The sequence below is a fragment of the Cupriavidus sp. DL-D2 genome, from assembly GCF_039710735.1.
Classification (GTDB): Bacteria; Pseudomonadota; Gammaproteobacteria; order Burkholderiales; family Burkholderiaceae; genus Cupriavidus.
On sequence record NZ_JBDKXK010000070.1, the window covers coordinates 1 to 26354 of the forward strand.

Annotated in this window: 29 protein-coding genes; 11 read left to right on the forward strand and 18 right to left on the reverse strand. The window is 64.0% G+C overall.

Going from position 1 to position 26354, the window contains the following annotated elements; genetic code table 11:
• Window positions 1-65: 65 nt before the first annotated feature.
• Window positions 66-380, forward strand: coding sequence for a GIY-YIG nuclease family protein (locus ABDB81_RS26215; protein WP_137925449.1), 315 nt, complete (start codon window positions 66-68; stop codon window positions 378-380).
• Window positions 381-420: 40 nt separating this feature from the next.
• Here the strand turns inward: ABDB81_RS26215 and ABDB81_RS26220 are convergent, their stop codons facing one another.
• Window positions 421-843: an organic hydroperoxide resistance protein gene (locus ABDB81_RS26220; protein WP_137925450.1), complete on the reverse strand. Its 423-nt coding sequence runs from the start codon at window positions 841-843 to the stop codon at window positions 421-423.
• Between the two features lie 71 nt (window positions 844-914).
• Complete coding sequence (locus ABDB81_RS26225; RefSeq protein WP_137925451.1) at window positions 915-1388, reverse strand: MarR family transcriptional regulator; 474 nt, start codon at window positions 1386-1388, stop codon at window positions 915-917.
• A 255-nt stretch (window positions 1389-1643) separates the two neighbouring features.
• Between ABDB81_RS26225 and ABDB81_RS26230 the strand changes: the two genes are divergently transcribed.
• Both ABDB81_RS26230 and ABDB81_RS26235 read left to right on the forward strand, forming a co-directional pair.
• A complete protein-coding gene (locus tag ABDB81_RS26230) occupies window positions 1644-3101 on the forward strand; it encodes a DegQ family serine endoprotease (RefSeq protein WP_137925452.1) in 1458 nt (485 codons plus the stop codon).
• Between the two features lie 259 nt (window positions 3102-3360).
• Window positions 3361-3684 carry a hypothetical protein gene (locus ABDB81_RS26235; protein WP_137925453.1) on the forward strand — a complete coding sequence of 108 codons (324 nt, stop codon included), beginning with the start codon at window positions 3361-3363 and terminating at the stop codon, window positions 3682-3684.
• Window positions 3685-3787: 103 nt separating this feature from the next.
• Here the strand turns inward: ABDB81_RS26235 and ABDB81_RS26240 are convergent, their stop codons facing one another.
• From ABDB81_RS26240 to ABDB81_RS26260, 5 genes are all read right to left on the reverse strand, one after another.
• A complete protein-coding gene (locus ABDB81_RS26240) occupies window positions 3788-5308 on the reverse strand; it encodes an MFS transporter (protein ID WP_137925523.1) in 1521 nt (506 codons plus the stop codon).
• Window positions 5309-5361: 53 nt separating this feature from the next.
• On the reverse strand, window positions 5362-5859 hold the full coding sequence (locus ABDB81_RS26245; protein ID WP_346814000.1) for a MarR family transcriptional regulator: 498 nt from the start codon (window positions 5857-5859) through the stop codon (window positions 5362-5364).
• Window positions 5860-5955: 96 nt separating this feature from the next.
• A complete protein-coding gene (locus ABDB81_RS26250) occupies window positions 5956-7980 on the reverse strand; it encodes a DUF3488 and DUF4129 domain-containing transglutaminase family protein (RefSeq protein WP_346814001.1) in 2025 nt (674 codons plus the stop codon).
• On the reverse strand, window positions 7977-9002 hold the full coding sequence (locus ABDB81_RS26255; RefSeq protein ID WP_137925456.1) for a DUF58 domain-containing protein: 1026 nt from the start codon (window positions 9000-9002) through the stop codon (window positions 7977-7979). The genes ABDB81_RS26250 and ABDB81_RS26255 overlap by 4 nt, the downstream gene beginning before the upstream one ends.
• Window positions 9003-9023: 21 nt before the next feature.
• Window positions 9024-9935, reverse strand: coding sequence for a MoxR family ATPase (locus ABDB81_RS26260; RefSeq protein WP_160474318.1), 912 nt, complete (start codon window positions 9933-9935; stop codon window positions 9024-9026).
• 251 nt (window positions 9936-10186) lie between these two features.
• Here ABDB81_RS26260 and ABDB81_RS26265 point away from each other — a divergent pair, with 251 nt between their 5' ends.
• Window positions 10187-11032 (forward strand): phytanoyl-CoA dioxygenase family protein, encoded by an 846-nt coding sequence (locus tag ABDB81_RS26265; RefSeq protein ID WP_137925458.1) that lies wholly within the window; start codon window positions 10187-10189, stop codon window positions 11030-11032.
• An 80-nt stretch (window positions 11033-11112) separates the two neighbouring features.
• Here ABDB81_RS26265 and ABDB81_RS26270 read toward each other — a convergent pair whose 3' ends face one another.
• The 7 genes from ABDB81_RS26270 to ABDB81_RS26300 form a co-directional block, all read right to left on the reverse strand.
• Window positions 11113-11280 carry a hypothetical protein gene (locus ABDB81_RS26270; RefSeq protein ID WP_171020413.1) on the reverse strand — a complete coding sequence of 56 codons (168 nt, stop codon included), beginning with the start codon at window positions 11278-11280 and terminating at the stop codon, window positions 11113-11115.
• Window positions 11281-11388: 108 nt separating this feature from the next.
• Complete coding sequence (locus ABDB81_RS26275; RefSeq protein ID WP_137925459.1) at window positions 11389-12102, reverse strand: GntR family transcriptional regulator; 714 nt, start codon at window positions 12100-12102, stop codon at window positions 11389-11391.
• 118 nt (window positions 12103-12220) lie between these two features.
• Window positions 12221-13225 carry a 2Fe-2S iron-sulfur cluster-binding protein gene (locus tag ABDB81_RS26280; RefSeq protein ID WP_346814002.1) on the reverse strand — a complete coding sequence of 335 codons (1005 nt, stop codon included), beginning with the start codon at window positions 13223-13225 and terminating at the stop codon, window positions 12221-12223.
• A 13-nt stretch (window positions 13226-13238) separates the two neighbouring features.
• Entirely contained in the window at window positions 13239-13718 is a 480-nt protein-coding gene (locus tag ABDB81_RS26285) for a heme-binding protein (protein ID WP_137925461.1), read from the reverse strand.
• A 2-nt stretch (window positions 13719-13720) separates the two neighbouring features.
• On the reverse strand, window positions 13721-15169 hold the full coding sequence (locus tag ABDB81_RS26290) for an aldehyde dehydrogenase family protein (RefSeq protein WP_346814003.1): 1449 nt from the start codon (window positions 15167-15169) through the stop codon (window positions 13721-13723).
• 96 nt (window positions 15170-15265) lie between these two features.
• On the reverse strand, window positions 15266-15991 hold the full coding sequence (locus ABDB81_RS26295; protein ID WP_137925463.1) for an iron-containing redox enzyme family protein: 726 nt from the start codon (window positions 15989-15991) through the stop codon (window positions 15266-15268).
• Window positions 15992-16109: 118 nt separating this feature from the next.
• Window positions 16110-17039 (reverse strand): ornithine cyclodeaminase family protein, encoded by a 930-nt coding sequence (locus ABDB81_RS26300; RefSeq protein ID WP_346814004.1) that lies wholly within the window; start codon window positions 17037-17039, stop codon window positions 16110-16112.
• 343 nt (window positions 17040-17382) lie between these two features.
• On the opposite strand from ABDB81_RS26300, the gene ABDB81_RS26305 reads away from it, so the two are divergent.
• The 4 genes from ABDB81_RS26305 to ABDB81_RS26320 are packed head-to-tail and all read left to right on the forward strand — an operon-like array spanning window position 17383 to window position 19959.
• On the forward strand, window positions 17383-18921 hold the full coding sequence (locus ABDB81_RS26305; RefSeq protein WP_160474312.1) for a hypothetical protein: 1539 nt from the start codon (window positions 17383-17385) through the stop codon (window positions 18919-18921).
• 30 nt (window positions 18922-18951) lie between these two features.
• On the forward strand, window positions 18952-19296 hold the full coding sequence (locus tag ABDB81_RS26310; protein ID WP_346814005.1) for a 2Fe-2S iron-sulfur cluster-binding protein: 345 nt from the start codon (window positions 18952-18954) through the stop codon (window positions 19294-19296).
• A 1-nt stretch (window position 19297) separates the two neighbouring features.
• Complete coding sequence (locus tag ABDB81_RS26315; RefSeq protein WP_346814006.1) at window positions 19298-19612, forward strand: ferredoxin; 315 nt, start codon at window positions 19298-19300, stop codon at window positions 19610-19612.
• Entirely contained in the window at window positions 19609-19959 is a 351-nt protein-coding gene (locus ABDB81_RS26320) for a 2Fe-2S iron-sulfur cluster binding domain-containing protein (protein ID WP_346814007.1), read from the forward strand. The genes ABDB81_RS26315 and ABDB81_RS26320 overlap by 4 nt, the downstream gene beginning before the upstream one ends.
• 168 nt (window positions 19960-20127) lie before the next feature.
• Here the strand turns inward: ABDB81_RS26320 and ABDB81_RS26325 are convergent, their stop codons facing one another.
• Window positions 20128-20949, reverse strand: coding sequence for an IclR family transcriptional regulator (locus ABDB81_RS26325; protein WP_137925468.1), 822 nt, complete (start codon window positions 20947-20949; stop codon window positions 20128-20130).
• A gap of 176 nt (window positions 20950-21125) precedes the next feature.
• On the opposite strand from ABDB81_RS26325, the gene ABDB81_RS26330 reads away from it, so the two are divergent.
• Window positions 21126-22037, forward strand: a complete 912-nt coding sequence (locus ABDB81_RS26330; RefSeq protein WP_137925469.1) for a LysR family transcriptional regulator — start codon at window positions 21126-21128, stop codon at window positions 22035-22037.
• 113 nt (window positions 22038-22150) lie between these two features.
• Here the strand turns inward: ABDB81_RS26330 and ABDB81_RS26335 are convergent, their stop codons facing one another.
• A complete protein-coding gene (locus ABDB81_RS26335) occupies window positions 22151-22423 on the reverse strand; it encodes a hypothetical protein (protein ID WP_160474310.1) in 273 nt (90 codons plus the stop codon).
• A gap of 198 nt (window positions 22424-22621) precedes the next feature.
• The gene (locus tag ABDB81_RS26340; protein WP_346814008.1) at window positions 22622-23173 is read right to left on the reverse strand and encodes a YggT family protein; all 552 of its coding nucleotides are present in this window, start codon (window positions 23171-23173) and stop codon (window positions 22622-22624) included.
• Between the two features lie 197 nt (window positions 23174-23370).
• On the opposite strand from ABDB81_RS26340, the gene ABDB81_RS26345 reads away from it, so the two are divergent.
• The gene (locus ABDB81_RS26345; protein ID WP_160474309.1) at window positions 23371-23859 is read left to right on the forward strand and encodes a MarR family winged helix-turn-helix transcriptional regulator; all 489 of its coding nucleotides are present in this window, start codon (window positions 23371-23373) and stop codon (window positions 23857-23859) included.
• Window positions 23860-24014: 155 nt separating this feature from the next.
• Complete coding sequence (locus ABDB81_RS26350; RefSeq protein WP_346814009.1) at window positions 24015-24782, forward strand: glycine zipper 2TM domain-containing protein; 768 nt, start codon at window positions 24015-24017, stop codon at window positions 24780-24782.
• Between the two features lie 39 nt (window positions 24783-24821).
• On the opposite strand, the gene ABDB81_RS26355 is transcribed toward ABDB81_RS26350, so the two are convergent.
• Window positions 24822-26354 (reverse strand): DUF2235 domain-containing protein (locus tag ABDB81_RS26355; protein WP_346814010.1); only part of this gene is annotated, 1533 nt, incomplete at its 5' end.

Consider the following 26354-nt stretch of genomic DNA (forward strand, 5'->3'; position numbering starts at 1 on the left):
TCGACAGCTAACGCTGCGAGGGGTTTTGTCTTTGGGCTCCAGGTTTCCGATATGATCGTGAAGCAATGACAGACGAATCCGACCTCGAACAGCGCGAGGAGACGCCCTGGTTTCTTTACCTGATCGAATGCGAAGGTGCATCGATCTATACCGGCATCACGATTGACGTGGCGCGGCGGTATGCCGCGCATGTTTCTGGAAGAGGTGCGAAATACACGCGTGCCCGTAAGCCGATGCAATTGCTTGGATGGCTGGAGTTTCCGAACAAATCCGAGGCATTGAAGGCTGAAATCCGCATCAAACGGCTGACAGCGGCTCAGAAGCGGGCGTTGGTCGGCGAGTTGAGGTCGGAACCCGCACAACAAAAAACGCCGGCATGACGCCGGCGTTTTTTGTTGGCGGTAAGCCCTGAGTCGTGTTTTAGACCACGATCAGCGTTACCTCGATATTGCCGCGCGTGGCATTCGAATACGGGCAAACCTGGTGGGCTGCCTCGACCAACTTTTGGGCCGCTTCTTTTTCCATGCCCGGCAGCGAAATCTTCAGCTCGGCCTGGATGCCGAAGCCTTGCGGAATCTGGCCGATACCGACGGCGCCTTCGATCTTGGCGTCGGGGGAAACGGTGATCTTTTGCTGGCTGGCCACGAAACGGATCGCGCCAAGGAAACACGCTGAATAGCCAGCGGCGAACAGTTGCTCTGGGTTCAGCCCGTTGCCGGCGCCGCCCATTTCCTTCGGCACCGCCAGCTTGACATCCAGTTGACCATCGGACGTCACCGCACGGCCGTCACGGCCACCGGTTGCGGAAGCATGGGCGGTGTAAAGGACTTTTTCGAGTTTCATTTGTACGCTCCTGGGTAGTGCCCGTCGGGGGCAGTGTTCAACACGTTCAACAAAATGCCGGTAACCGGCAGTCAATCTTCGGCCCGCGCCACTTCGAGCGTGGACCGCAAATCTTGCAGGCGCTTCGTCAGCGACTGGATTTCTTCAAGCGAGCACTGCGTGGCACACAAAATCTCTTCGGGGATCCCGGCTGCCGCCTGTCGCAGATTCCTGCCGGACTGAGTCAACGTCACCAGAACCCGACGCTCGTCGTCGGTATCTCTTTCCCGATGCACATATCCGGCTGCCTCGAGCCGCTTCAACAGCGGCGTCAACGTACCCGAGTCCAACTTCAGCTTCCCACCTAAATCCGAAATCGTGATACCGCTCTGTTGCCACAACACGAGCATAACGAGGTACTGCGGATAAGTGAGCCCAAGCTCACTAAGGATGGGCTTATACATCTTGGTCATGGCCAACGATGCCGAATACAGCGCAAAGCACAGTTGCCGATCAAGCTCGAGCCAGTCTTCTGCAGGTGGTGGGATCGTCGTTTGCTTCGTCATGTAGGCTATCTTATACACAATTAGATTGTGTGCAAGATAAAATTTCTATCAGTCCAATAGCGTTATAGAGAATAGGGGGCGCTCATGTCGGAGCCAAGTCGTACCTTACCCTCGCTGGGATGACCTGAAGGTGGATGCGGCAATACCTGAAGAGAAATTAGATCCTTTAAGTCTGGCTTAAGTGTGGCTACCTACGATGGCACTGTCGCGAAACGCCCGCATGCGGCGACGCCAACCAACGAAAGGAAAGCCACCATGATTCGCCAGACTCTCGCCCGTACCGCCGTAGGTGTTGCAGCGCTTGCTGCGCTTGGCGGCGGTTATGCCTACCTGCAGAAGGACGCCATTACGCCGACGTTTGCTGCGCAAACGCCCGTCAGCGCTGCCCCTTTGGCTGTGGCCACGCCGACCGACTTCTCCGGCATCGTCGATCAGTACGGTCCCGCAGTGGTGAATATCAGCGTGACTGCCCGCGCGCAGCGTACCTCGGCGCAGGTGCCCTCGGGCATGGACCCTGATGATCCGCTGTTCCAGTTCTTCAAGCGCTTCGGCCCGCAATTCCAGGGGCCGCAGGGCGGCCAGCCGCAACTGGTAAGGGGCCTTGGCTCGGGCTTCATTGTCAGCTCCGATGGCCTGATTCTGACGAACGCGCACGTGGTCGACAACGCCACCGAAGTCACCGTGAAGCTGACGGACCGCCGTGAATTCAAGGCCAAGGTGCTTGGCGTCGATCCGCAGAGCGATATCGCGGTGATCCGCATCGATGCGAAGGATCTGCCGACCGTCCGTCTGGGGGATCCGTCAAAAATCCGGGTGGGCGAGCCGGTCCTGGCCATCGGATCGCCCTACGGTTTCGAGAATACGGTGACCGCCGGCATCGTGAGCGCAAAGTCGCGCTCGCTGCCCGACGATACCTATGTGCCGTTCATCCAGACCGATGTGGCCGTGAACCCAGGCAACTCCGGTGGTCCGCTCTTCAATCAGCGCGGCGAAGTCATTGGCATCAACTCGCAGATCTACAGTCAGACCGGCGGCTATCAGGGCCTGTCGTTCGCGATACCGATCAACGTGGCGACCAAGGTCGAGCAGCAGTTGGTGGCACATGGCAAGGTGACACGCGGACGTCTCGGCATTTCGGTGCAGGAGGTCAACCAGGCGTTGGCGCAGTCATTCAACCTGCCAAAGCCGACGGGCGCACTGGTCAATTCCGTGGAGCCTGACAGCCCCGCGGCCAAGGCTGGCTTGAAGCCAGGAGACGTGATCGTGCAGCTTGGCGATGACAAGATCGACCATTCTGGCGACTTGCCAGAACATGTTGCCGATATTCGTCCGGGCACCGAGACCAGTCTCAAGATCATCCGCAAGGGCGAGCCGCTGACGCTGAGCGTCAAGGTGGGTGCTGTAAAGGAAGGCACCGTAGCGCAAGGCAAGAACGGCGGTGAAGCGGCCGGACGGCTCGGCCTGGCCGTGCGCCCGCTCTCGCCAGCAGAGCAACGCGGCAGCGGCATTGATAGCGGTCTGGTCGTCGAGGATGTGACTGGGCCCGCCGCCCGGGTTGGCATCCAGCAGGGCGATGTCATCCTGTCGCTCAATGGTACGCCAGTGACGTCGGCCGAGCAGTTGAGGGCGCTGGTGGCGAAGTCCGGCAAGCAAGTTGCGTTGTTGGTGCAACGTGACGACGCACGGATCTTCATCCCGCTCGACCTCGGCTGATCGCTGCATCGGCCACGCGGTATACGTGCCACTCCAGCATGTAGATCGCAGCTGAGTCGCAGGTACAGCGGGCGTATACGCACCTCACCAACGAACTGCGTATACGCCCGCAAACCGTTGCTACAGGCGGATTTCGGGGCGACAAAACGCCCCAATGCGGCGCGCAAACAGGTATCATCTCGACTGCGATGCTCGAAGCGAGTGGTGACTCACGTCACCATGCCAGGTTCTTGCTCAATCGACAGAAGAAGGATGTCTAATGCAGTTGGATTTCAACCGCGCCCCTATCTCGCCGGTCACCGACCTGGCGCGGCGGCTGTCACCAGCCGCTGCCAAGCCGACCACTCGTCGGCGCAAGAAGGAAGTCCCGCCCCACTGGGAGCGTGGCTACCGCTCCCACTACTACCGCAGTGAACGTGGCGACAAGCTTGGCGAAGTCCGCTTGTCCGATCGTGGCGACCTGCCCGTGGTGTACCACTGGGCAGCGGGTAACTATTCCGGCGCGGAAGGTTCGCTTGCGCATGCACGTGCGCGCGTGGAAGAAACCGTGGGTTTCGGCATGCGCCAGATGTCGCTGTTTTGAGTCGGCATTGACGCACTGCTGGGTGGCGACTCCAGCGCGAACGTAGTACCTCTCACCGTAGTTCAGTAGTTCCGTTGCCCTGCAACGCTCCACATCCGCCCGGCTAGTCGAGCCGGCGCTGCATCAGCATGAAGACCGCTGCCAGCACGGCAATCGCGGCAATCAACCGGTAGAGATCCTCGCAGGCAATCAATCGTGCCTGTTGATCGACGATGGCCGCCATCTGGGCGAGCGCACCGGCGTGGGCCTGTCCGGCATCGAACCCGCGCGCGACCAGTGCCGCCTGCGCGGCGTCCATCCATTGCGCGGTTTCGGCTGGCCGTTGGCCCACGGCATGTACCAGGCTCGTGTGCACCGCGAACTGCCGGTTCTGTAGCAGCACCGCGCCTATCGCCGAAGCGAACGAACTGGCGATCTGCCGGACCAGGTTCTTGCTGCGATAGCCGTGCCCGAAATCCTCGCCTTTCAGCGAACTGAACGTGATGCCCGCAATGGGGATGATGACCATCACACCGAACAGCCCCTTGGCCACAAGGCCGGGTACCAGCGCAGCGGGTCCGACGCTGGGCGACATGATCGAGAACCACATCATCGCGCCGGCCATCAGCAGCAGGCCAGCCACCATCACGGGCTTCTTGTGGGTCAGTCGACGCGCCACGCGCAGATAGAACCAAATGCCGGCAAGGCTGATGAGCGCGGCAAAGGTGTTGAGCCAGCCGGTGGTCGCCAGCGGAAAGCCGAGCGCCTGTTCAGCGTAGATCGGGAACACGTAGCTGCTCAGGTTGCTGATCATGTAGTAGATGAAGTACATCGCCAGGCCAGCGATATAGACCGGCTGGCGCAGCGCACGCAGATGGAGTACGGGCGCGGCGTGGTGCCATTGGTGCCAAAGGAAGACGCCGAGCAGTGCCAGTGCGATCCCGCCGGTGACCGTCACACGCAACGGGTGCGAGAAGATATCGAAGCGCGCTTCGGTCATGGCCGCTTGCAGGGCTACGATGGCAACACCGAACAGCAGCAGCGGCACGAGTGCGGGACCTTCCGTGTCATCCCGCGGCTCGGCATCGGGTAGCAGCAACCACGCGCCTGCCGTTGCCAGCGCGGCAAAGGGCAGCACGCCATAGAACACGTCCTGCCAGACACCGTGCTCGATCAGCTCTGCGGCAAAAGCCGGCGCCAGCGCCGAGGCGCCAAAGATGCCGAGCATGAAGATGCGCGATGCGCGCGGACGGTCAACGGGCGCGAACATCAGGTTGACCAGGATACGGCAACTCGTGAAGAGCGCGCCACCGCCCACGCCCTGCATGAAGCGGGCAAGCACCAGTTGCTGCAGACCCGTGCTGGTGGCGGCCACCAGTGTGCCGGCCATGAACAGCAGCAGCGATGCGGTCAGGTAGCGACGATAACCGAAACGCTGCGCCAGCCACTGCTGCTTCAGGATCATCATCATGCTGCCCACTGCGTAGGCGGCCTGCACGAGCGCGAAGCTGCGCGGGTCGGCGGAGATCCCGCCCACGATATGGCTCGATGCAAACACGAACATGATGTTCTCGAGGAACTCCACGCCCGTTGCCAATGCCAGCAGCATCATCATCAAGGTCTGGCGTTGCGGGCGGCTCAGCATCCTCAGCCAGCGAAAGCCGGCGCGCACACGTCGCCACGGCCTGGTTGCCACATTCACGGCTTGGCCGCCTCCAGCTCGGCGAGGTGGCTATGAAGCGTGGTCAGCCCGCGGATAGTCGTAGCCAGTTCCGTCTTGCCGAGCGGCCCCCATGCCTCGGCATAGGCCGCATGCACGACGGGCACCGCGCGTTTCAGCAAGGCACGCGCAGCAGGCGTCAGACTCAGTTCGAGGCTGCGGCGGTCATGGGTGGCCGGCTTGCGTCGCACCAGTCCGCGCGTTTCCAGTCCATCGACAAGCCGTGTCATCTGCGTGCGCGTGGCATCGATCGACATGCCGAGTTCGGACGGCATGGTGGGCTCGCTGGCGTCGATGGCGAGCATGCTGATCACCAGGTACTGGTTCAGGTCCAGATCATAGGGGGCGAGCGCACGTTCGATATGCTGGCGCATCAGTCGAGCCGAGCGCAGCAACAGGCGTGAGGCGAGAATCAGGTCGCGTGGCGCGTCGGGATTGTCGGCGCAAAAACGGTCGATGCGGCGTTCAAACGACATGTTGTTTCATTTGTAATAGTTACCGATGAAACTATATGCCTCGTCATGCCGATCGGCAAGGCATCGCTGCATAGACAGATTGATCGGCTGGCCGAACTATCTGAGCGCGGCAGCGAGCTCGCGCAGTGCCGCGCGCAGGCGCGCGGCGGACCTGGCGGCCTGATCAGCATCACCATTCGCCAATCCGTAGCGCCAGTCGACGTAGCCATCTGTGAAGGCACGCACCGCCGTTGCCGCGCGGGGGAGGGCGGTTGCGGCGCGGGTGCCGAAGTCGATGGGCCCTTCGGAGACGCCTCGCGTGCAACCGTGGCGCGCAAGCGTCGCGCAGAAGCGCTCGTAGAGCGCCTGAACCGGTTCCACGCGGCGACGTCGCAGCCACATCGGGAGCAGAGCCAAGAGGCTCAACACCGCCATGCCCACTGCCAGCACGCTGGGCAACTGATTGCCGAGTCCCGCCAGTTCGAGCAGTCGCTGCTGCTGGCCGCGATCGTAATCGAGGACCCAGCGCTGCCAGCGATAGGTCAGGCCGTCGATGCCCCAGCGGATGTCACGCAGCCAGCCGGGCGCGCGCAGATCGCGCAAGGCGCCGATTTCTTCGCCGGCCAGCGCCGCGTCAACGCCCTCTTCCACGCGGCTCGGTGCCACGGCGCTGGTGGGGTCCACCCGCACCCAGCCTCGGCCCTGGAGCCAGACTTCGGCCCAGGCATGTGCATCGGATTGGCGGATGACGTAGTGCTTGCCGACGGGGTTGTACTCGCCGCCCTGGTAGCCGGTGACCACGCGCGCGGGCACACCGGCGGCGCGCATCAGGAACACGAAGCTGCTTGCGTAGTGTTCGCAGAAGCCGCGGCGCGTGTCGAAAATGAAGCTGTCTACCTGCTGGGCGCCGAGCAGCGGCGGCGACAGCGTATAGGCGAATGGCGACGACGCGAACAATCGCATCGCCGCCTGCACGCGCTGCCACGGATCGGCATATTCGCGCGACCACTCGGCAGCCAGCGCGCGGCTGCGCGGATTGCCTTCGGGTAGTGCGAGGGAGAGTTGCAGCGTGCGCCGCGTCAACGGCTGGGGCGCGCCACCCAGCGTCGACTGTGCGCGGTATCGGAGGGTGCGTTCCACGGGCGTGCGTGCGAAGAATTCGTCGTCGGCGGACGAGCGTGCGCCCAGATTCTCCGAGATGGCCACGCCACGGTCCAGCAGATAGAGCCACGGCTTGTGCGTGGGTTCGAGCGTGACGTTGTACTCGCGCACGTCCGGGGCGAGCGCCGCAGCGCCCTCGTCTCCCTCATCGACGAGCGAGGGTGCTTCACGCAATGGTGGATTGGTATCGAGCCGCCACACCTGCCCGTCGTACTCCCACATCACCAGCGCACGCCAGTAGAGCGCGCTGGCGGGCAGGGGATCGCCGACGATGTCGGCGCGAAATGCCACATCGGGCGAGCGGATCAGATGACCGATGCTGCCGGGCTTCATCGTGTCGCCGATGCCCATGCGTCCGGTAGGTTCCGACTGCGGCAGGCGCCACAGCGGATGATCGAGGCGCGGAAACAGTACGAACAGGCACAGCGCCCATGGCAGGCCGAACAGCGCCATGCGGCCGAGCAGCGGCCAGATGGCAAGCCGCTCGGGGGCTTCGGGATGATGGAACAGCAGCCAGTTGCGCAAGATCCACGCGCCGATGGCCATGCTGTAGAGCGCCAGCCAGAAAGGCTGTTCCGCCAGATACAGCGTGAGCAGAAGATAGAAGGAGAGTTGCGTGACCAGCGTGGCATCGGCCAGCGCGCGTGTCTCCATCAACTTGAGGATGACAAAGGCCGCGAGCAGCGCCACGCAGAGTTCGCGGCCCAGGCTGCCGCCCGCCTGCCAGACCAGCGCGGCGGCGATGACGAGTACCAGCATGGCCGTCACGCCAATCATCAGCTTCGATGGCAGCGGCGCCCGCTGCCGCCACAACAGCCAGCGCCAGCCGAGCAGCAACAGGAGCAGCAGGCTGATCGACACGGGCAGCGTGCGGGCCTGGGGCACGAGCACCAGCGCTAGCTGGCCGATCAGCATGCCGTGCTCCTGATGGCCGAGCGGGCGTGGCGGTGCCTTTGTCGTCTTGGTTGCCCGGGCCGTCATGACGCGCGCCGCTCCGGCCACAGCGCCAGGGCTTCCAGGCAAGAGCGGCGATGGGCAGCGCCGTGGCCGGGCGGGATTTCCACGCCCGGCAGGCGCAGGCCGATGTCCACGCTGTCACCCGCCGACACCAGCCACGCGCAGAGCCGTGAGAGTCGCGCTTCGGTATCCATCGACACCGGCAGCGTGTGCCAGTCGATCCAGCACGCAGGCGGTTGAGGCATCTGGCCGGTGCGGCTCATCCAGCGGCCCGTGCGGGCACTGTGCTTCCAGGCGATGCGATGCAGGGGGTCGCCGGGGCGATATTTGCGAAGCTGGTCAATGCCATCCTCCGCGGCCGTGGTGACCGCGCCTTCGTCGTCATCGCCGGGGCCCGACATCTGCGGCAGCGGTGGCGCATGGCGCTCGGGCGCAGGATAGACGATGGTCGCCAGCGGGAAATCCGCATAGCTCCACACGTGGAACATGCCGAACGGGAAGCGGCTGAACAGCGTAACGCGCGGCAATGCGAGTCTCCCGCGTTGCTGCGCCGGAAGGCGAATCGACAGCGTACCCTCGTTGCCTTGCGTGCCTCCGAGTGTCAGCGAGACCGCATCGACCGCGTCCGACGATGCGCAGCGCGCTTCGATACCGATGCGCGCCAGGCCATCGTGCTGCCGCGCGTACAGCACGAAGACTGCCGCGTCTCCGGCGAAGGCCGGGGCCACAGGGCCGGCAGAGAGTTCGAGGTCGAGCAGGTTGCGATAGGCCATCCACATGCAGGACATGCCGATGCCGACCAGCAGGAATGTCAGCGCGAAGCCCAGGCTGATGTTGTAGTTCAGCGAGGTGGTCAGCATCGCCAGCAGCAGCACGACAAAGCCGAGTCCGCTGCGGGTGGGCAGGATATAGAGATGACGGCGGTCGAGCCTGATCACGCCGTTGACGGGCGGGCGTGGGCGGCGCGGCCACCTCGACGATGTGCGTGCGGAGGTAGTCGGTCGTATCGAGCCGCGTGGATCGGGCACCGCCGGGGCGCGTCGCATGGTTGCGGAAGGGAAATCCGGTCAGGGAATCGCCACGCCCGCCAGCAGACGGTCGAGGGCTGTGGTCGGCTGGCCGGACGGCAGCAACCTGTGCGCGGCCACCGGCACGAACACCGCCTGGATATCTTCAGGGATCACCATTTCGCGTTGGTGCAGCAGTGCCCAGGCGCGGGCGCAGGCCAGTAGCGACAGCCCGGCGCGCGGCGAGAGTCCTGCAATGAAACCCGATTCGTTGCGCGTGGCCTGGACCAGTGCGAGTGCGTAGTCCACCAGCGCGGGACTCGCGTAGACGCGGCCGACCGCCGCCTGCAGCGCCACGACCTGTTCCGCGTCCATCACCGCCGTGACTTCCGGCTTGGCGGTGCCGCCGAGATACAGCACGCGCTCGAAGGCGGGGTCGGGATAGCCGAGCGAGATGCGCATCGCAAACCGGTCAAGCTGGGATTCGGGCAACGCGTGGGTGCCAACCTGTTCGAGCGGATTCTGCGTGGCGATCACGAAGAACGGCGCCGGCAACGCGTGGGTCACGCCGTCGTGCGTGACCTGGCGTTCGGCCATGGCTTCGAGCAGCGCGCTTTGCGTCTTCGGCGGTGCGCGGTTGATTTCGTCGGCCAGTACAAGTTGAGCGAAGACCGGGCCGCGATGGAATCGGAAATCGCTGGATTCACGGTTGAACACCGATACGCCGATCAGGTCAGCCGGCAGCAGGTCACTGGTGAACTGCACGCGCCGATACTGCAAGCCCAATGTTTGCGCCAGCGCATGGGCCAGCGTGGTCTTGCCTACGCCGGGCACGTCCTCCAGCAGCAGGTGGCCGCCAGCGAGCATGCATGCCAGCGCCAGCCGCAGTTGGCGGGGTTTGCCCAGCACGATGCGGCCTAGCTGGTTCTGGGCCTCGGCGAGCGAGGCGGTAATGCGGGGTCGGGCAGTCACGATGGCGGCATCAGTAGGGTTGGCGATGTCGTTCGGTGCAGCAGGGTCGGGCCATTGTAGCGGCGGTAACGGCGCATGGGTCGCATTGGACCGTGGGTTTCCGCACCATGATTGAGGCGTTGGAGTGGGCGGGCGGGCCGATATCTCACCGCATTTGGCTGGACGGCGATGTCGACTCGCACCGGATCGCGCCGGTTCTGGCATCATCGGCCTGTTAGCAGCTGCCACTTTCAGAAAAGTCTTACCCTGCAATGACTGCCTCGCCATCGCGCGCCGCTCAGGCGTCCGCCTCCCTCGATTTCGATTGTTCCGCGCCGCTGGCTGATCAGGCGGCATTGGCCAGCCTGGCCCGCGAGTTTCAGGCTGGCGGCTATATCGTGCTGCGTAACTTTGCCAGCGAGGCCACCTGCGCCGCGCTGGAAACCGTGACGCGCCAGCATCTGGCGGCGGCGGCACCGCCGGTCGAGTTCGAGGCCGATCTTGGCTACCCTGGGGCGCCGGCCACGCGGCAGGCCGAAGGCGGCCATACGGTGCGCCGGTTGCGCCAGGCATACGGCCGCGACGAAGCCTTCCGACGCTGGGCCAGCGATCCGCAACTGCTGGCCACGGTGGAGGCACTATTGGGCGAGCCGACTCGCCTGACGCTGGCACATCATAACTGCGTGATGACAAAGCATCCGCACTTCGGCAGCCAGACCGGCTGGCACCGCGATACGCGCTATTGGTCGTTCGTGAAACCCGAATTGGTCACGGTGTGGCTGGCGCTGGGCGATGAAGACGAGCGCAACGGCGTGCTGCGCGTGATCCCGGCGTCGCATCGCGCGAAACTCGACCCGGCCCAGCTCGATCCCGCCGAATTCCTCATCGAAGCGCACCCGAACAGCCAGGCGCTGCTCAAGGGCGCGATGCCGCTGGCGCTGCATCGTGGCGACGTTCTGATGTTCGACAGCCGGCTGTTCCACGCGGCAGGGCGCAACGATTCGGAAGCGGTCAAGCTGTCGGTGGCGTTTGCCTACTTTGGCGCCAGCAACCGGCCCATCAGTGGATCGCGCTCGGCGGAGTTCGGCAGTGTGGAGATGCCACCGTCGGCGCTGTGACCTCGAACTGAACGAAAAAAAGCCGCCTCATGTTTGAAGGCGGCTTTTCTTTTGCCGAGGCGCAGAGCTTTCGAGCTGGCTCAGACAGCTTTCCGTCGATCGGACGTGCCGCGGAGCAGTGCGACGAGATCGGCAAAGCGGAAGGGCAGCAGCGGCGTGGCGTGCCGGATGGCATCACGGCGTGCGAAGTGGCTCAGGAGCTGCTCGCCCACCGGACGGTCGAAGTACGAAGCCTCCGGGTAGTTCATGGTTAATCCCCATTGTGGTCACAAAACGCAGACAGTATACACTTCGATGGTGCACTGCGCCATTTCGTGGTGCGTAATGGGGTGTTGCGTGGTGCGTGGGCGAAGCGCCTAGCTTTGCTCGCCGCCTTCCGCCTGGATCGATTCCACGGCCTTGGCGGCGCTGAAAACATGCCGCGTGGCCAGCAGCGCGGCCAGGTCGGCGTCGCCGGCAATGACGGCCTGGAGGATCTGCGCGTGCTCGTCCCAGTTGGTGCGCGCGCGGCTCATGTTGGCCGGCGCGAAGAGCAGCGCGGTGCGTTCGCGCAGCGAGCGCATCATGTCCTGCAGCACGCTGTTGGCAGCGATGTTGCCAAGCACTTCGTGAAAGCGCGAGTTCAGTTCGACAAAGCGTTCGGTCTGGCCGGTGTTCACGGCCTCGTTCCCCTCCCTGAGTACCTGCTCGATTTCCGCGATCAGCGCCGGGTCGCGGCGCTGCGCGGCCAGCTTGGCGTTGAGCCCTTCGAGCGTGGCGCGTACCTCGACCATTTCCCGCGCGATGTTGGGCGACAGTCGGGCCACCGAGGCCCCCCGGCGCGGCTCGATGCGCACCAGCCCTTCGGCGGCCAGCGCACGCAGCGCTTCGCGCACCGGAATGCGGGACACGCCAAGTTCGAGCGAGAGGGTGTTTTCAACGAGCCGTTCGCCCTGTTCGTACTGACCGCCAAGGATGCGCTGGCGCAGGGTGTCGGTCACAAGTGCGAAGAGCGGGGAATGCTGGGCGCCCAGGCTGGTGGCCGGGGCGTCAGGATTCGGCTTGAGGGCACTGGCGGTGGCGTCGTTCATGGTCGGGATCGGCCGTCGGAATACTGGGAAACGCCGTAGCGATGGCCACGGCTGGAATGCCGCTATTGTATACCGTCCCTACTTCATGCAGACATAGGGTAGACATCCACCCGCCCGATCAGCCGCCTCCGTGCTGGAACGTGAACCCGTCCGCGCGAAGGAAGGGCACCTGCGCGCCCAGCGCCATGAAGGTCTGCTTGGCGTCGTGGATCATGTTCGGTGACCCGCACAGGTAGATCGCATGCTCGGAGAGGTCGCCCAGGTCCGCGGCGACCGCGTCGTGCACATAGCCGCGTCGCCCATGCCACGTATCGTCGCCGCGCGACAGTACTGGCACGTATTGAAAGTCGTAAAGCCGCTCGCCCCAACTAGCGATTTCCTCGTGCAGATAGAGGTCCGCTGCCGTGCGCATGCCCCAGTAGAGCCAGACGGGCGGGCAGTCGGGGTCGTCCATCAGGGATTCGAGCATGCTCTTGATCGGCGCGAGGCCGGTGCCCGTGGCCACCATCAGCAGCGGGCGATAGTCCTCCTTGTGCAGGCTGAAGCTGCCATGCGGGATTTCCACGTCGAGCGTGTCGCCAGCATGCAGACGCGGCAACTGTTGCGACGTGAATCGTCCATTGGCGATCTGCCTGACGTGGAAGTCGACGACGTTGCCATTCGGTGCCGATGCCATCGAGAAACTGCGATGGGTACCATCCTCCAGCAGCACCTTGAGGTATTGCCCAGGCGCGAAGTCGAACGGTTCGTCATCGGGCAGTGCGAGTTGCAGGTGCAGTACGTCGGGCCCGAGCGGCGAGACTGCGCGCACCGTGGCGGTAGTGCGCCGGGCAGGTGCCAGATTGCTCGCTTCACGCGCGGTGCTGAGGACGAGGTCGCCATCGGGCCGTGCCTGGCAGGCCAGCGCGTAGCCGTCGGCGGCCTCGGCCTCGGACAGTCCCATCGGAAAATCCTCGTAGGAGACCGACCCCTGCACCACGCGCACGCGGCAGGTGCCGCAGCCGCCGAACGTGCATTCGTGGGCCAGGTCCACGTCGCTGCGCAACGCGGCGTCCAGTAACGATTCGCCTGGGGCCACCATGAAGACCTGCTGTGTTTCCGCGATCTCTACGCGATGGGACATGACCCCTCCTTCCTTATTTCTTGATGTCGGCTTGCGCCAGCACGGTCAGGTCTTCGGCGGCCAGCAGGTCGCGCAGCGCTTCGAGCGCGGCCACGCCGCAGGCGGTGTCCTGCTCGCCGTTGCCACCGGAGAGGCCCACGCCGCCGATCACTTCGCCGTTGACCACGATCGGGTAGCCGCCCACGAACACGGCGAACTTGCCTTCGAAGCTCCACTGGATGCCGAAGGCTTCGTTGCCGGGCAGGGCAGGGCCGTTCGGCGCCGTGTTGAACAGATGCGTGGAGCGCTTGTGGCCGGCGGCCGTGAACGCCTTGTTCCACGCGATCTGCGGACCGGTGATACGCGCGCCGTCCATGCGTTCGAGCAGCAGCGGATAGCCGCCGTCATCGACGATGCAGATGGATTCCAGCACGCCGATTTCCTCGGCGCGGCGAACGGCGGCGGCCACCATGTGGCGGGCTTCCCGCAGTTCGAGCTTGATGGCTTTCTTCATGGTTAAACCCCCTGGTAGATGGTCTTGATCTGCGTGTAGAAGTCCAGCCCGGCGCGGCCCGATTCGCGGAACGTGGAGGTGCTGGAGCGCTTCAGGCCGCCGAACGGCGCGTTGACGAGATTGCCGGTGGTGGTGCGGTTGATCTTCACCGTGCCGGATTCGATATCGCGCGCGAAGTCGTGCATATAGCGCGGATTGCGCGTGGCAATGGCGGCGGACAACCCGTATTCCGTGTCGTTGGCCGTGGCGATGGCCTCGGCATAGCTGCTCACTTCGATGATGGCGAGCACCGGGCCGAAGATTTCCTCGCGTGCGATGCGCATTTGCTGCGTGACATCGGTGAATACGGCCGGCGCCACGTAGTAGCCGTGCGCGAAATCGCCGTCGGTCAGCCGCTCGCCGCCGCATAGCAGCGTGGCTTCCTGCTTGCCGGTTTTGATATAGCCGAGCACTGTGTCGAGTTGCTTGCGCGTGGCAAGCGGGCCGAGGTCCATGCCCGGCGTCGGGCCACTGCCGATCTTCAGCGCCTTGACCTTGCTGACGAGCTTTTCCGTGAAGGCCTGCTTCACTTCGCGCATGACGAGGATGCGACTCGTGCCCGTGCATGCCTGCCCGGACAGCGACAGCCCGCCCTTGATGGCGAGATCCACGGCGCGGTCCAGATCGGCGTCTTCCATGACGATCAGCGGGTTCTTGCCGCCGAGTTCCATCTGCGTGCGTGTGGTCATCGGCACGGAACGATGGATCTGCTCGCCGGCTGCGGTCGATCCGGTGAACGACACGGCGCGCACGGCGCGGCTTTCGACGATGGTCGGCCCCACTTCGGCGGCGCTGCCGGTGATGAAATTCAGCACGCCTTTGGGGATGCCAGCGCGCACGAAGGCTTCGGCCAGGCGATAGCCGGACAGCGGCGCGTCCGACGATGGCTTGAAGACTACGGTGTTGCCCGTGATCAGCGCCGGGGCGATCTTGCGGGCTGGAATCGAAACCGGGAAGTTCCACGGCGAGATCACGGTCACCACGCCCAGCGGTTCGCGCTGGCTGTAGACCAGCATGTCCGGATCATCGTTCGGATAGCTCTCACCGCCAAAGGTCTGGCCTTCCACCGCGTAGAAACGCAGCGTTTGCGCCGAGCGCATGACTTCGTCGCGCGCCAGGTTCAGCGCCTTGCCTTCCTCGCGTGTCAGTTCGGCGGCAATGGTGTCGGCGTTGGCTTCCAGATGCGCGGCGGCATCGTTGAGGATCTTCGCGCGCTTGCCGATCGGCGTTTTTTTCCAGCCATCGAACGCGGCGGCTGCGGCGGAGACGGCGGCAGCGGCGTCGCGCGCATCGGAGGCGGCATGGCGGCTCACGATGTCGCGCGTGTCAGCCGGATTGACGTTCTCCAGCGTGCGGCCGCTGGTGCTGTCACACCATTCGCCGTCGATGTAGTTGCGGTACGTCTCGGTCATTGTGGGGGCTCTGTCGAGGGACTCTGGGGATGCGTGGACCGGACGCCGGCGCATGGGCGCGGCATCCGGCGTGGGGCAATGCCGTAAGGTGACCGCTCAGGCGGCCACAGCCTCGGCCCCAGTCTTCACGTCGACGTAGTCGTAGTACAGGGCCGTGGTGTACAGCAGCCGCATCTGCGCGCCGATCTCGCAGATCTTCAGGCAGCGCGCCTGCAGCTCGGGCGTGTTGGCGTGCTCGAGCACGATCTGATAGCCGCGCTCGCCGTGGATTTCGTCGGAGACGATATGGAGGTCGAAGAACTCCACTTCCTCGTCGGTGAAGCCGTACTTTTCGCGCAGCGTGGGGGTTTGCTTGCGGTAGATCGACGGCACTTGCGACTCCAGGCCCACTACGAGGCCGGCGACAGCGACTACCGGGTCTTCGCGCATTGCCACGGCGTAGCACCAGCTTTGCAGGCCGCGCGTGGTGGGCGACATGTTGTCGGGGCTCACCACACGTTCGCGCGTGGTGCCGCAGGCTTCGGCAAAGCGGATCAGCAGGTCGGTGTGGCGATCGCCGCCGATCTCTTCCTCGTACATGTTGGCCAGCAGGAAGTCCTTGGCCTCGGTCATGTGGTCGGGCGTGCGCGCATAGATGTAGGCGAGGTAGTCGGCGAACGGGCCCACGTAGTGATAGTGGTTCTCGGCCCAGCGCGCCAGATGCTCGCGCGAGAGCGTGCCGCTGGCCCATGCCTTGCTGAACGGCGCCTGGTTGGCGCTCTTGCCCTTGATGGCGTTTTCGAGCGCAGCACGGAATTCTTCACGGTTCATCAGTTCGGCCATTTGAGGCTCCTTGTGTCTGGATCTTCTGATCGCGGGGTGGAAGGACTACTTTGTATACTTTCTACAACGTGATTCGGGCGATAAAAAGCCGCGCAGCGCCGGGCTTGCGCGGTCCGGGTCAGGCGGCGCGTGCCTGCGCCGCTTCAATGCGTTGCCAGGCCACACCGGCCAGCGCCACATCCTCAAGGCCGACGCCAACTGACTTGTAAATGACGATGTCGTCGTCGGACTGGCGCACGGTGCGGGACGCCAGCAGGACTTCGGAAAGCTCGACGATCTTGCTGTCGGGCAGTGCGGACTTATCGGCCAGCACCAGATCACCGGCTTCACGCAGCGACTGCGGGCGCCACTCCACCACTACGGCGGCGGCGCGCGCCAGCAGCGTGTCGTCGAGTTCGCGCGTCTGCGGCAGGCTCGATCCGATAGCTGCGACGAAAGCGCCGGGGCGCACCAGATCGCCGGAGAACAACGGCGTGGTGGAGCGCGACGCGGTAACGATGATGTCGGCCGCCGCAGCGGCATCTTCGGGTTTGGCGAACTCGACGGAGATGCCGCACGCCTTGGCAAGGCGACTGGCAGCGCAGGTATCGGCATACGGATCGCAGATCAGGATGCGCCGCAGCGGCAGTGCAGCCGACAGTTGCAGCGCGTGCTGCACGCCCTGCGTGCCGGCGCCGAATAGCGCCAGCGTCTCGGCACCGGGACGGGCCAGTTGTTGCGCCGCCAGCACGGTGCAGGCTGCGGTGCGCAGCCGCGTGATCGCGCCCGCGTCGAACGAGGCCAGTGGGCGGCCGTCAACCGTCGAAAACAGCAGGATGACAAACGAGAACTGCCCGGCGATGGTCGTGTAGATCTTGGCGCCTGCCACTTGCTGCGTGGGGATGACCGCGCCGAGCGTGGAGAGCTTCACGCCGCCCGCCTCTGTCCGGATGCGTTCCTGCATGGCGGCATCGCCCTGGCCAAAGCTGCGGAAGGCTTCGCGCATCGCGCCCTGGGCGTCGGCGGCGGTGACGTGTCGGTCGATCATCGCGTCGGTGATATGGAGCATCGTGGGGACGTCCTCGAATGGCGTGGGAACAATTTAGTATACAGTCTACACACGATTCCAGAAAACGCCAGTGGGTTTTTTCACCATGACATCCTGCGCCGGGCTGGTGCCGTGTGCCCGGAAACCGTGCTGCCATGCGGTTCTTCCGGGGTATTCGCGCACCCATCGGGGGATTTCCCTAGATCCGTCAGTTTTTGCTTGTTCCGGTAACCCGTCGGGATATAGTATACAAATTGGTAGCAGACAAAAAAACGAGCAGGCGGAGAGCCGCTCAGGTTTCGGCTTCAGATTCAGAACATTCTTATACCGCCCCCACAAGGGCCTCCATGATCAGGGGAGCCTCATGCATCAAACCGTAGAGATCGGCCTGGCCCATTGGGTGTATCTGCTAGGCGTGGCAGTGATCGTCTTGACGATGATCCTGCGAGCCAACGTTGTGGTGCCGTCGATTGTCGGTACCTTCCTCGTCATCCTGGCGATTACCGGTAACCCGGTCAGTGCGCTCGGGGGCATCTTCTCCGCCAGCCTTGTGGCGGCCAAGGAGTTGTTCAACATCTTCCTGGTCATTGCGTTCATGACCGCGCTACTCAACGCGTTGAAGACCCTGCGCTCGGATATCCGCATGGTCGAGCCGTTCCGCGTGGTGATGAAGAACGGGCATAGCGCGTACTTCATCCTGGCGGGCATTACCTATGTGATCTCGCTGTTCTTCTGGCCCACGCCGGCGGTGCCGCTGGTGTCGGCAATTTTGCTGCCAGCCGCTATCGCCGCGGGTTTGCCGCCGCTGGCGGGTGCCATGGCGATTGCCATCGCTGGGCAGGGCATGGCGCTGTCGTCGGACTATGTGATTGGCGTGGCGCCGGGTATCAGCGCCAAGGCGGCGGGCGCGGCGGTCAGCGCAGCCGTGGTAGCGGATCGTGCGCTGGTGCTGTCGGTGATTACCGGTGCCATCGCACTGACGCTGGCGTACCTGTCGATGCGGCGCCATATCGTGCCGGCCAACGGCGCGTTGCTGGATCGCTGGCAAGCGCGCGCATCAGGCAGCGATGCGGCCGTCGAAGCGACCGGCACGTTCGACAAGGCCGAGATTGCACGCGGCACGTCGCATGAGGAGCCGCTGGTCACCGACGCCAACATCGAAAGCAGTCTGGCCATGGTGGCCAAGCGCCGCGTGAAGTGGTCAAAGTTCTTTGCCGTGCTGACGCCGATTGCGTTTCTCTGCGTGGTCACGCTGATGGTGCTGCCGAAGATTTCATCCGGAGCCGGTGATCTCAAGGGTGGTGCGGCAGCGGCATTGGTGGGCGGCGTGGCGGCGGTGCTGATGATGCTGGCCACGCTGGCCGCCGAGGGCCCGCGCCGGATGCTCGACGTCTGCCCCGAGCACATCACGGACGGCTTCGTGTTCGCGTTCAAGGCGATGGGTTCGGTGCTGCCGATTGCGGGATTCTTCTTTGTCGGCGCCGGTGAGACCGCCGCGCAGATTCTCGGTGTGGATGCCGGCAAGGCGCCCAGCCTGCTGTTCGAATTGATCCAGGCCTACCAGCACATGATTCCGGACAACCACGTGTTGGTCGCGTTCGGCGTGCTGCTCGTCGGCATGATCACCGGCATCGACGGCTCGGGCTTTGCTGGGTTGCCGCTGACCGGCACGCTGGCCGGGGCGCTGGGTCCGGTGGTGGGATTCGATTCCGCCACGCTCGCTGCCGTGGGCCAGATGGGCGCGGTGTGGACGGGTGGCGGCACGCTGATCGCGTGGTCGTCGCTGATTGCCGTGGCCGGGTTTGCGCGGGTGCCGGTGCTCGATGCCGTGCGCGCCCTGCTGCTGCCGGTACTCGCCGGACTGTTCGTGTCGACGATCTGCGCGATGCTGATCTGGCACTGATCCCAACTCACTGAACCAACGCAGAACGACATGCCGAAAGTTGTCTTCCACAAGAATGGCCAGGTGTACGTGGACGAGGTCAAGCCAGAGACCAACCTCGTGGTGCGCGCTGGCATCAAGCAGTTTCCGTATCCGAACCTGCGCTACGAGTGCGGCATGGGCAAGTGCTCCAAGTGCGCGTGCAAGGTGCTGGCCGGTGCCGAACATCTACCGCCGCCGAACTGGAAAGAGAAGAAGCAACTGGGCGAGCGGCTGGAGCAAGGTTTTCGGCTGACCTGCCAGCTCTGGCTCACGCACGATATCGAACTGGAACAGCCGGAGCAGGCGGAGTCATCGCCGCAGGTTCCGGTGGCTCTGCCGGCCAGGGCTGTCTGACATGTTCGTGATCCTGACCAGCAAGCCCGGCCAGTTCCGCACCGAGGCCGTACCCGGCGTGGTGCCCGTGGAAACCTGGGAATACCTGTTCTACGGGCGCCCGAAGGCCACGTTCGTGATCGCTGTGCTGGAGAACGCGCCGGCTTTCACGAAGGTGCGCGTGATCGACGAGACGGACGGCCCCGATGCCGCGCCTGTGGTCAATCACGTGCCCGTCAAATTTCTCGAACGTTTCGACACGCTCGACGCTGCCCACGCCGCGCTTCGGCAACTGGCGCACTTCGGCAGCATGGATCTTTCACTGAGGAAACAATGATGCAGGCGGACACCGCAGCGGACACCAGCGCCCCCGTGCAGGCGCGCACCGTCGCTATCACCTTCCTGACCAACGCCGGCAAGACCGTCACCGCACCAGAGAACAGCAACCTGCTGCGAGTATCGCTACGCGAGCAGGGTGGTATCCCGTTCAAATGCGGCGGCGGCATCTGCGGCACATGCAAGTGCAAGGTCGAGAAAGGGCTGGAACATACCGACGCCGTGAAGCCGAAGGAGCGCAAGCACCTGAGCGATGACGATCTGCAGGCGGGATACCGGATGGCTTGCCAGACGTTTGTGAAGGGGGATGTGGCAGTGTCGTGGGAGGTGAGGGTGGGGCCGCGATAGGTACTAGCTTCTGAGGGTTTGCTCCCCTCTCCCGCCTGCGGGAGAGGGGTGGGGGAGAGGGCCAGCAGTTCAAATTGCCAAACGTTGGCAAGCAGAGCCTCCGGCCCTCTCCCCCAACCCCTCTCCCATTTCATGGGAGAGGGGAGCCAAAACCCTCGGCAGTTTGAGTTACGTCCTCAACCCCACCATCGCCGAAATCTTCTCCGCGGCTTCCTGCAGCGGTGGCAGGAACTGGTCCACCATTTCCTGGGCGCTCGTGCGGTTGGCCTGTCCGCTGATATTGATGGCAGCGATCACCTGGCCGGACCGGTTGCGGATGGGCGCGGCCAGCGATACCAGTCCTTCTTCCAGTTCCTGATCGTTCTGCGCCCAGCCCCGTGCGCGGATATCGGCGATCAGCGTCTTCAGCCGGGCGGGGTCGGTGACTGTGCGCCGCGTACGCGGTTGCAGGTCCGACGCCTGCAGCACGGCATCGAGTTCCTCGGCGTTCAGCCCCGACAGCAGCACGCGACCCATTGACGAGCAATAGGCAGGCAGCCGGCTGCCGATCGACAGGTTGATGGTCATGATCTTGCGCGCCGGCACGCGCAGCACGTAGACGATCTCGGTGCCGTCGAGCACGGAGATCGAGCAGCTTTCGTGCACGGATTGCGAGAGCGATTCCATGACCGGCTCGGCCAGATTCCAGAACGGCATCGAGGTCAGGTACGCGAAGCCGAGGTCCAGGATCTTGGGCGTGAGGCGGAACAGCCGTCCGTCGTTCCGAACGTAGCCCAGGCCCACCAGCGTCAGCAGGATGCGGCGGGCGCCAGCGCGCGTCAGGCCGCTGGCCTGGGCGATCTCGGTCAGGGTCTGCGCCGGATGGCTGGCATCGAATGCGCGGATCACCGACAGGCCGCGCGCGAACGACTGGACGTAACTGTCGCTGGGCTTCTCGCCGGAGATGGCGGCCGGTGCGTCGGGCAGTGCGGGATCGGCTGGATTCGCCATGTATCGGAAGGACTCGGAAAGGATTCGGGAAGGCCGAAAGGGTAGAGGAAATGTGCGGGCTTTGCCAGTCTGGCGCCGGGTCGAAGATGTCTGCCGCATAATGTGCGTCCGCACATTGCCGCATCCTACGGCAACAGGCGGTCACGACAATAGTGTCTGGCAAGGGAAACGGGTCTGTGAACGAGACAATCCAGTGGAACGATTGGGAGGCTTTCTGTTGTGTGGTGGAGCAGGGCACGTTCACGGCGGCTGCCGCGACGCTGGACTGCCCCAAATCACGCGTATCGGCGGCAGTGATCCGCCTGGAGACGGCCATCGGCGCCAAGCTGCTGGAGCGCACCACGCGCCGCATGCGGCTCACAGATGCGGGCGGCGCGGTCTATCGCGACGTGGCGCCGCTATTTGCCCGCCTGCGTGAAATCCGCCAGGAGACGCTGGCACGCGAGGAACGCGTGCAGGGCATGCTCCGCATCGCCACACCTTACGAATTCGGTGCCCAGCAACTTGGCGGCGTCATCTGCCGCACGCTGGCGGCCCATCCGGCGCTCGATATCACCGTGGAAATCGCACAGGGGCTGGTCGATCCGATCCGCGAGGGCTTTGACATTGCCTTTGTCACGGTGGATGCAGACCTGCCCGACTCCGGCACCATCGCGCGCCGGATCTGGCACGTGGAGCGCGGCCTGGTGGCGGCGCCGTCGCTGGCGGCCAGCCTGCCCGCCCAGATGGTGCCGGAAGACCTCTCGAACATGCCCACACTGGCCACGCCGGGCGCCTCGGTCTGGGAATTCTCAAGAAACGGATCGCGCGTGCAGGTGCCGATCCGTCCACGTATGCAGACCTATAACGCCGAATTGCGCATGCAGGCGGCGCTGGCCGGGCTGGGCATCGCGCGGGTGCCGATGACGGCTGCGGGAACGGAGATTGCGCAGGGCAGGCTGGTGCGGGTGATGCCGGATTACCCGTTGCCGCCGCTGAGGGTGTTTGCGCTACTGCCCGACCGACGGCTCCAGCCGCGCAAGGTGCGCGCGTTCATGGAAGCCATCGAATCGATGATGGGGGAAGATCTCGACGACCTCGGGCAGTAACTTGCGTGTGTGGACCGGGTCTACCGGTCAGGCGTGGCAGGGGCACCACGCCGAACCTGCTGGTGCGCCCGATGGCAGTCGGGGCATGCAGGTGAGCGCTGGATCAGGAGAGATCAGGCGCCTTCGCTGAAAACGTCGCGCTTCTCGGTCACGCCACGGGCGCCTTCCGAGTACACATCGCGCTTTTCGGTGACGCTGCGGGCGCCTTCGGTGAACACGTCACGCTTTTCGGTCACGCTGCGGGCGCCGTCGAGGTACGGGTCGATCTTGCGGCCGATGCTGCCGTCGAGGCGGGCCAGATCGGATACGGATTGCGAAGCTTGGGCGGCAGTGGCAGCGGCCGACAGGCCGATGGCGCAGATCAGGGAGAGAGCGAGGGTCTTCATGGTTGTGCTGTTCCTACTTATTGGCATGAACGCGGTGGTTCCGCGCTGGCTGTAATGTAGGCTTCGACACCCCCCCGAAAAAGGGTGATTCCTCGACACTCTGTCCAACTGACCGAACAATACGGGTTAACCCTTGGGGTTCATTCCGTGATACGGTGGCGCCCCGCCACCGGGCGCGCCACGCAGGTTAGTACATGCTCACACCACGCCGCGACTCAGCCCGGCGATGACCATCAACAGGATCTGCGCCACCACGAACAGCACCAGCGGCGAGAGATCGAAACCGCCCAGGCGCGGCATCACGCGCTGGATCGGGCGCAGCAGCGGCGCGGTCAGATGCCAGATGGGTCCGGCCAGCGGGGATTGCGGATTCACCCACGAGAGCACCGCCATCAGCAGCGTGACCCACATGACCATGCTGATGGCCCACTTGAGCATGGTCAGCAGGGCCAGCGCGAGGATGGCGGGCAGGAAGGACACCGGATCGCCGCCCAGAATCAGCGTGCGGCAGACCAGGAACGCGACCGCGGTGAGGTAGACCGACACCACGGTAGCCCAGTCGATACCGCCGATGCCAGGCAGGATGCGGCGCAGCGGACGCACGATCCAGTCGGTGACCTGGAATACCCCCTGCGATACGGGGTTGCGCGAGGGCAGCCGGGTGAGTTGCATCCACAGGCGCAGCAGCAGTGCCATGCCGAAGAGGGTAAAGACGGTATCTAGCAGGAACAGGACGATTTCCGTGAACATCGGGCGGATTTCCCTTTCAGGCGTGTTGAGGTGTGACTTGGCGACAGGGTGTCGGCGACCGCACAGATTCTGCCATACCGGCCTGACGGGCTTGCGGCAAAAATACCACCCGTATGCGCGTCAACGCACCGGGCGTAAATTCCGCTGCTCCTATAATGGCGCCCGAACCAGTGATCTCCGCGTCCCGTTTAGTGCTCATGTCCCGAAAGCCCGCCGCAAAATCAGCCAGCAAGTCTGCCTCCAGGCCAGCCGCACCCGAGGTCGCCCTCGGCAAGGAGGATTTCGAAGCCCTGTCCGATTTTCGCTACCAGCTTCGCCGCTTCCTGCGGTTTTCCGAAGACGCCGCCCAGGCCGAAGGCGTGACCGTGCAGCAGTACCTGTTGATGCTGCACATCCGGGGCAGCCGGGAGAAGAACTGGGCGTCGATCGGCGAGCTGGCCGAGCGCCTGCAGGCCAAGCAGCATGGCGTGGTGGCACTGGTGAATCGCTGCGAGGCAGCCGGGCTGGTGACACGCCGGGTGAATCCCGACGACCGGCGCGTGGTGCAGATCCACCTGCTGACCAAGGGCGAGCGCTGCCTGAATCGCCTGGCCACGCTGCATCGTGCGGAACTCGAATCGCTGCGCGGCGCCTTCCGTGTGGCGCGCATCACCGCGTTCAACGACGACGAATCCGAACGCGGCTGACGCTTGACTGCGGAATCCGGCGTAGCGTTACAGCCGGTTACCCAACACAATCTCCGGTGACACCTGCCTGTGGAGAGCGGCTCTAGACTGCCGCCCAATATCCACATGCCCTCATTCTGCGGGCGATTCTGCGCGCAGGCGCCGGAGCTTCGATCATGTCCATCCCGTCCCATCCGGCTCAACCGACTCGCCCGTCGGCGCGCCGGGGTCTTCGTCCAGCCTTTCGCACCGCCGCACTCGCTGCGCTGGCTGCCAGCGTGCTGGGCGGCTGTGCCGTGCCTTACGGTGCGGGGTACGGCGATGGCTACCAGACGGGCTATCAGACCGGTGCGATCACGGGTGCAGCGACGGGCTATGGCGGATATGGTGGCTATGGCAATGCTGGCTACGACCAGGGAACGTCAGGCACGCAAATCAGCGGCACCGCCCAGCCAGGCTATCCGCAATCCTCCTATCCCCAATCGTCGTATCCGCAGCAACCGGCTTATCCGCAGCAGCCCGGCTACGACCAATATGGCTATCCGCAACAGCCACAACCGCAGCAACCGGGACAGGGCAGTTACTACGGTCAGTCCGATCCCTATGCGGTGCGCTATGGCTGGGTGGAGTCGATCGAACAACTGGGCGGGCAACCGGCTGACACCAGCGGTGCCGGCGCGGTCATTGGCGGGGTGGTGGGCGGCCTGCTCGGCCATCAGGTCGGTGGCGGACGTGGCAACACCGTGGCGACCATCGGCGGCGCGGTAGCCGGTGCGCTGGCGGGCAACGAAGTGGAGAAGCGCTCCAGCACCAGCCCTGCCGCGTTCCGCGTCCGCGTGCGCACGCAGGACAACGGCTACCTGACGCTGACGCAGGGCAGCCCGTACAACATGCGTATCGGGGATCGGGTCAAGATCCAGAATGGGGTGGCGATGCCGTATTGATTGTGAACTGTGTGCAGTTTGGCTGTGTGGGGTTGCCAATCAGCGTGGCACTCCTGGCGGCCGCTGACTTCTTCGCAATTGATCCTTGCTATCGCGCAGGTTCTCGATGAATCCCTGAATCTTGACGCGCAGATGGCGTATCCGCGTATCGTTGCCAACGAAGAACGTACGTGCCCAACCGTAGCCTCCGGGCGCGTACTCATGAAAATGAGGAACACGGAACCAGGCGCGGCTGTCGTGGATATAGTCGTCGAACAGCTTGACCGCAGCCTTCTCATAGCGCTCGAAGTGATCCACCGCTGCGGAAGCGGTCCACTTGCGCAGGTAATCCACCATTTCGGGCGCGGGTTCCAGCACGAGATCATCTACAAAGAAGTGCGGCGACACCGCCGCAGCAACCATGGTGATTTCCGGAGTCACCATGAAGACATCCTTTGTATCCGCGGCAGGACGGTTCTCACGCGCCACGCTCAGATGCCGGCATTGCTCCTCGATGGCGTCGGGTGAACCCTGATAGGGATTGCCAATATCGTTGTCGAGCCGCATGGCGTGTCGCGGCATGAATTTCATGCCGGCTTGCCAGACATCGTGTTGATGCGGATAAAGCCATGCCAGCAAGAGCCGGAAATCCTCGGTGCCTTCGAGCAAATCTGTCCTGTCGTTGGTCACAATATCGCCGGCGCCTTCGCCGGGCCGGGCCTTCTCGACCGGCTTGCCCGCGATCTCGGCATAGAGAGCTTCTTCACGGCGTTGGATCTCGGCGTCCTTGGCTGCGATCTTTTGTTGTCGGGCCTCGGATTCGGTCGTGTTGTCGTTGAAACCATAGATCGCAAACATTCCTCGTGTCACGCTTGGTCCAGTTCCGGCCATTGTTCCCCGTTCGTACCGCAGACGTGCCAACTCGCTGTCTTCCCGTTTCCGTTTGTCGTGTTCCTGTTCGACCTGAATTGGCGTCAGCTTGTCCTCTCGCGCGGCTTTGTAGAAAGTCCGGTTCGTGATGTATTGCCCCGTTCCGATGCGCGCACGCAGCGTGCGCCACAGCAGGTTCTGGCGCATGCCGAACTCCATGGCGTCTTCGACGGTGCGAATCGGAATGACCTTGTCGAGCCAGGCGTTGAAGGCCTTGCAAACGAAAGACGATATTCCGAAGTCGCGGGTCAGGTCTTCAGAACCCTTGATCCCCTCCTGGAGATCTAGGGGAACGCCCGCCTTCAGGGCTTCGATATACATGTCATGCAAAGGAATGCGGCTTAGCTTGTCATAGTCACCTTCACGCGACTTCCCTTGCTCACCGGCAACATATCCACCGCCAACGTCCGAATGCACGCCTGGATACGCGACTTCGAGCAGCCTGCCCGGGCCCTGTGGATAGCCATCGCCCTCGCGCACGGTATCGAGCGGAAAACTCATGCGCTGTTCGTGGATGGAGAAGAAATGCACGCAGCGCTTCACGGTGGACGGAATATTCAGCCTGCCGCTGCTGGTCCATTCAAAGTGACCGTCGAGTATCGGGGCGGAGATGATGCCATTGGCCGAGTCCGGTAGTCCCACCGACGCAACGGTGTCAAACAG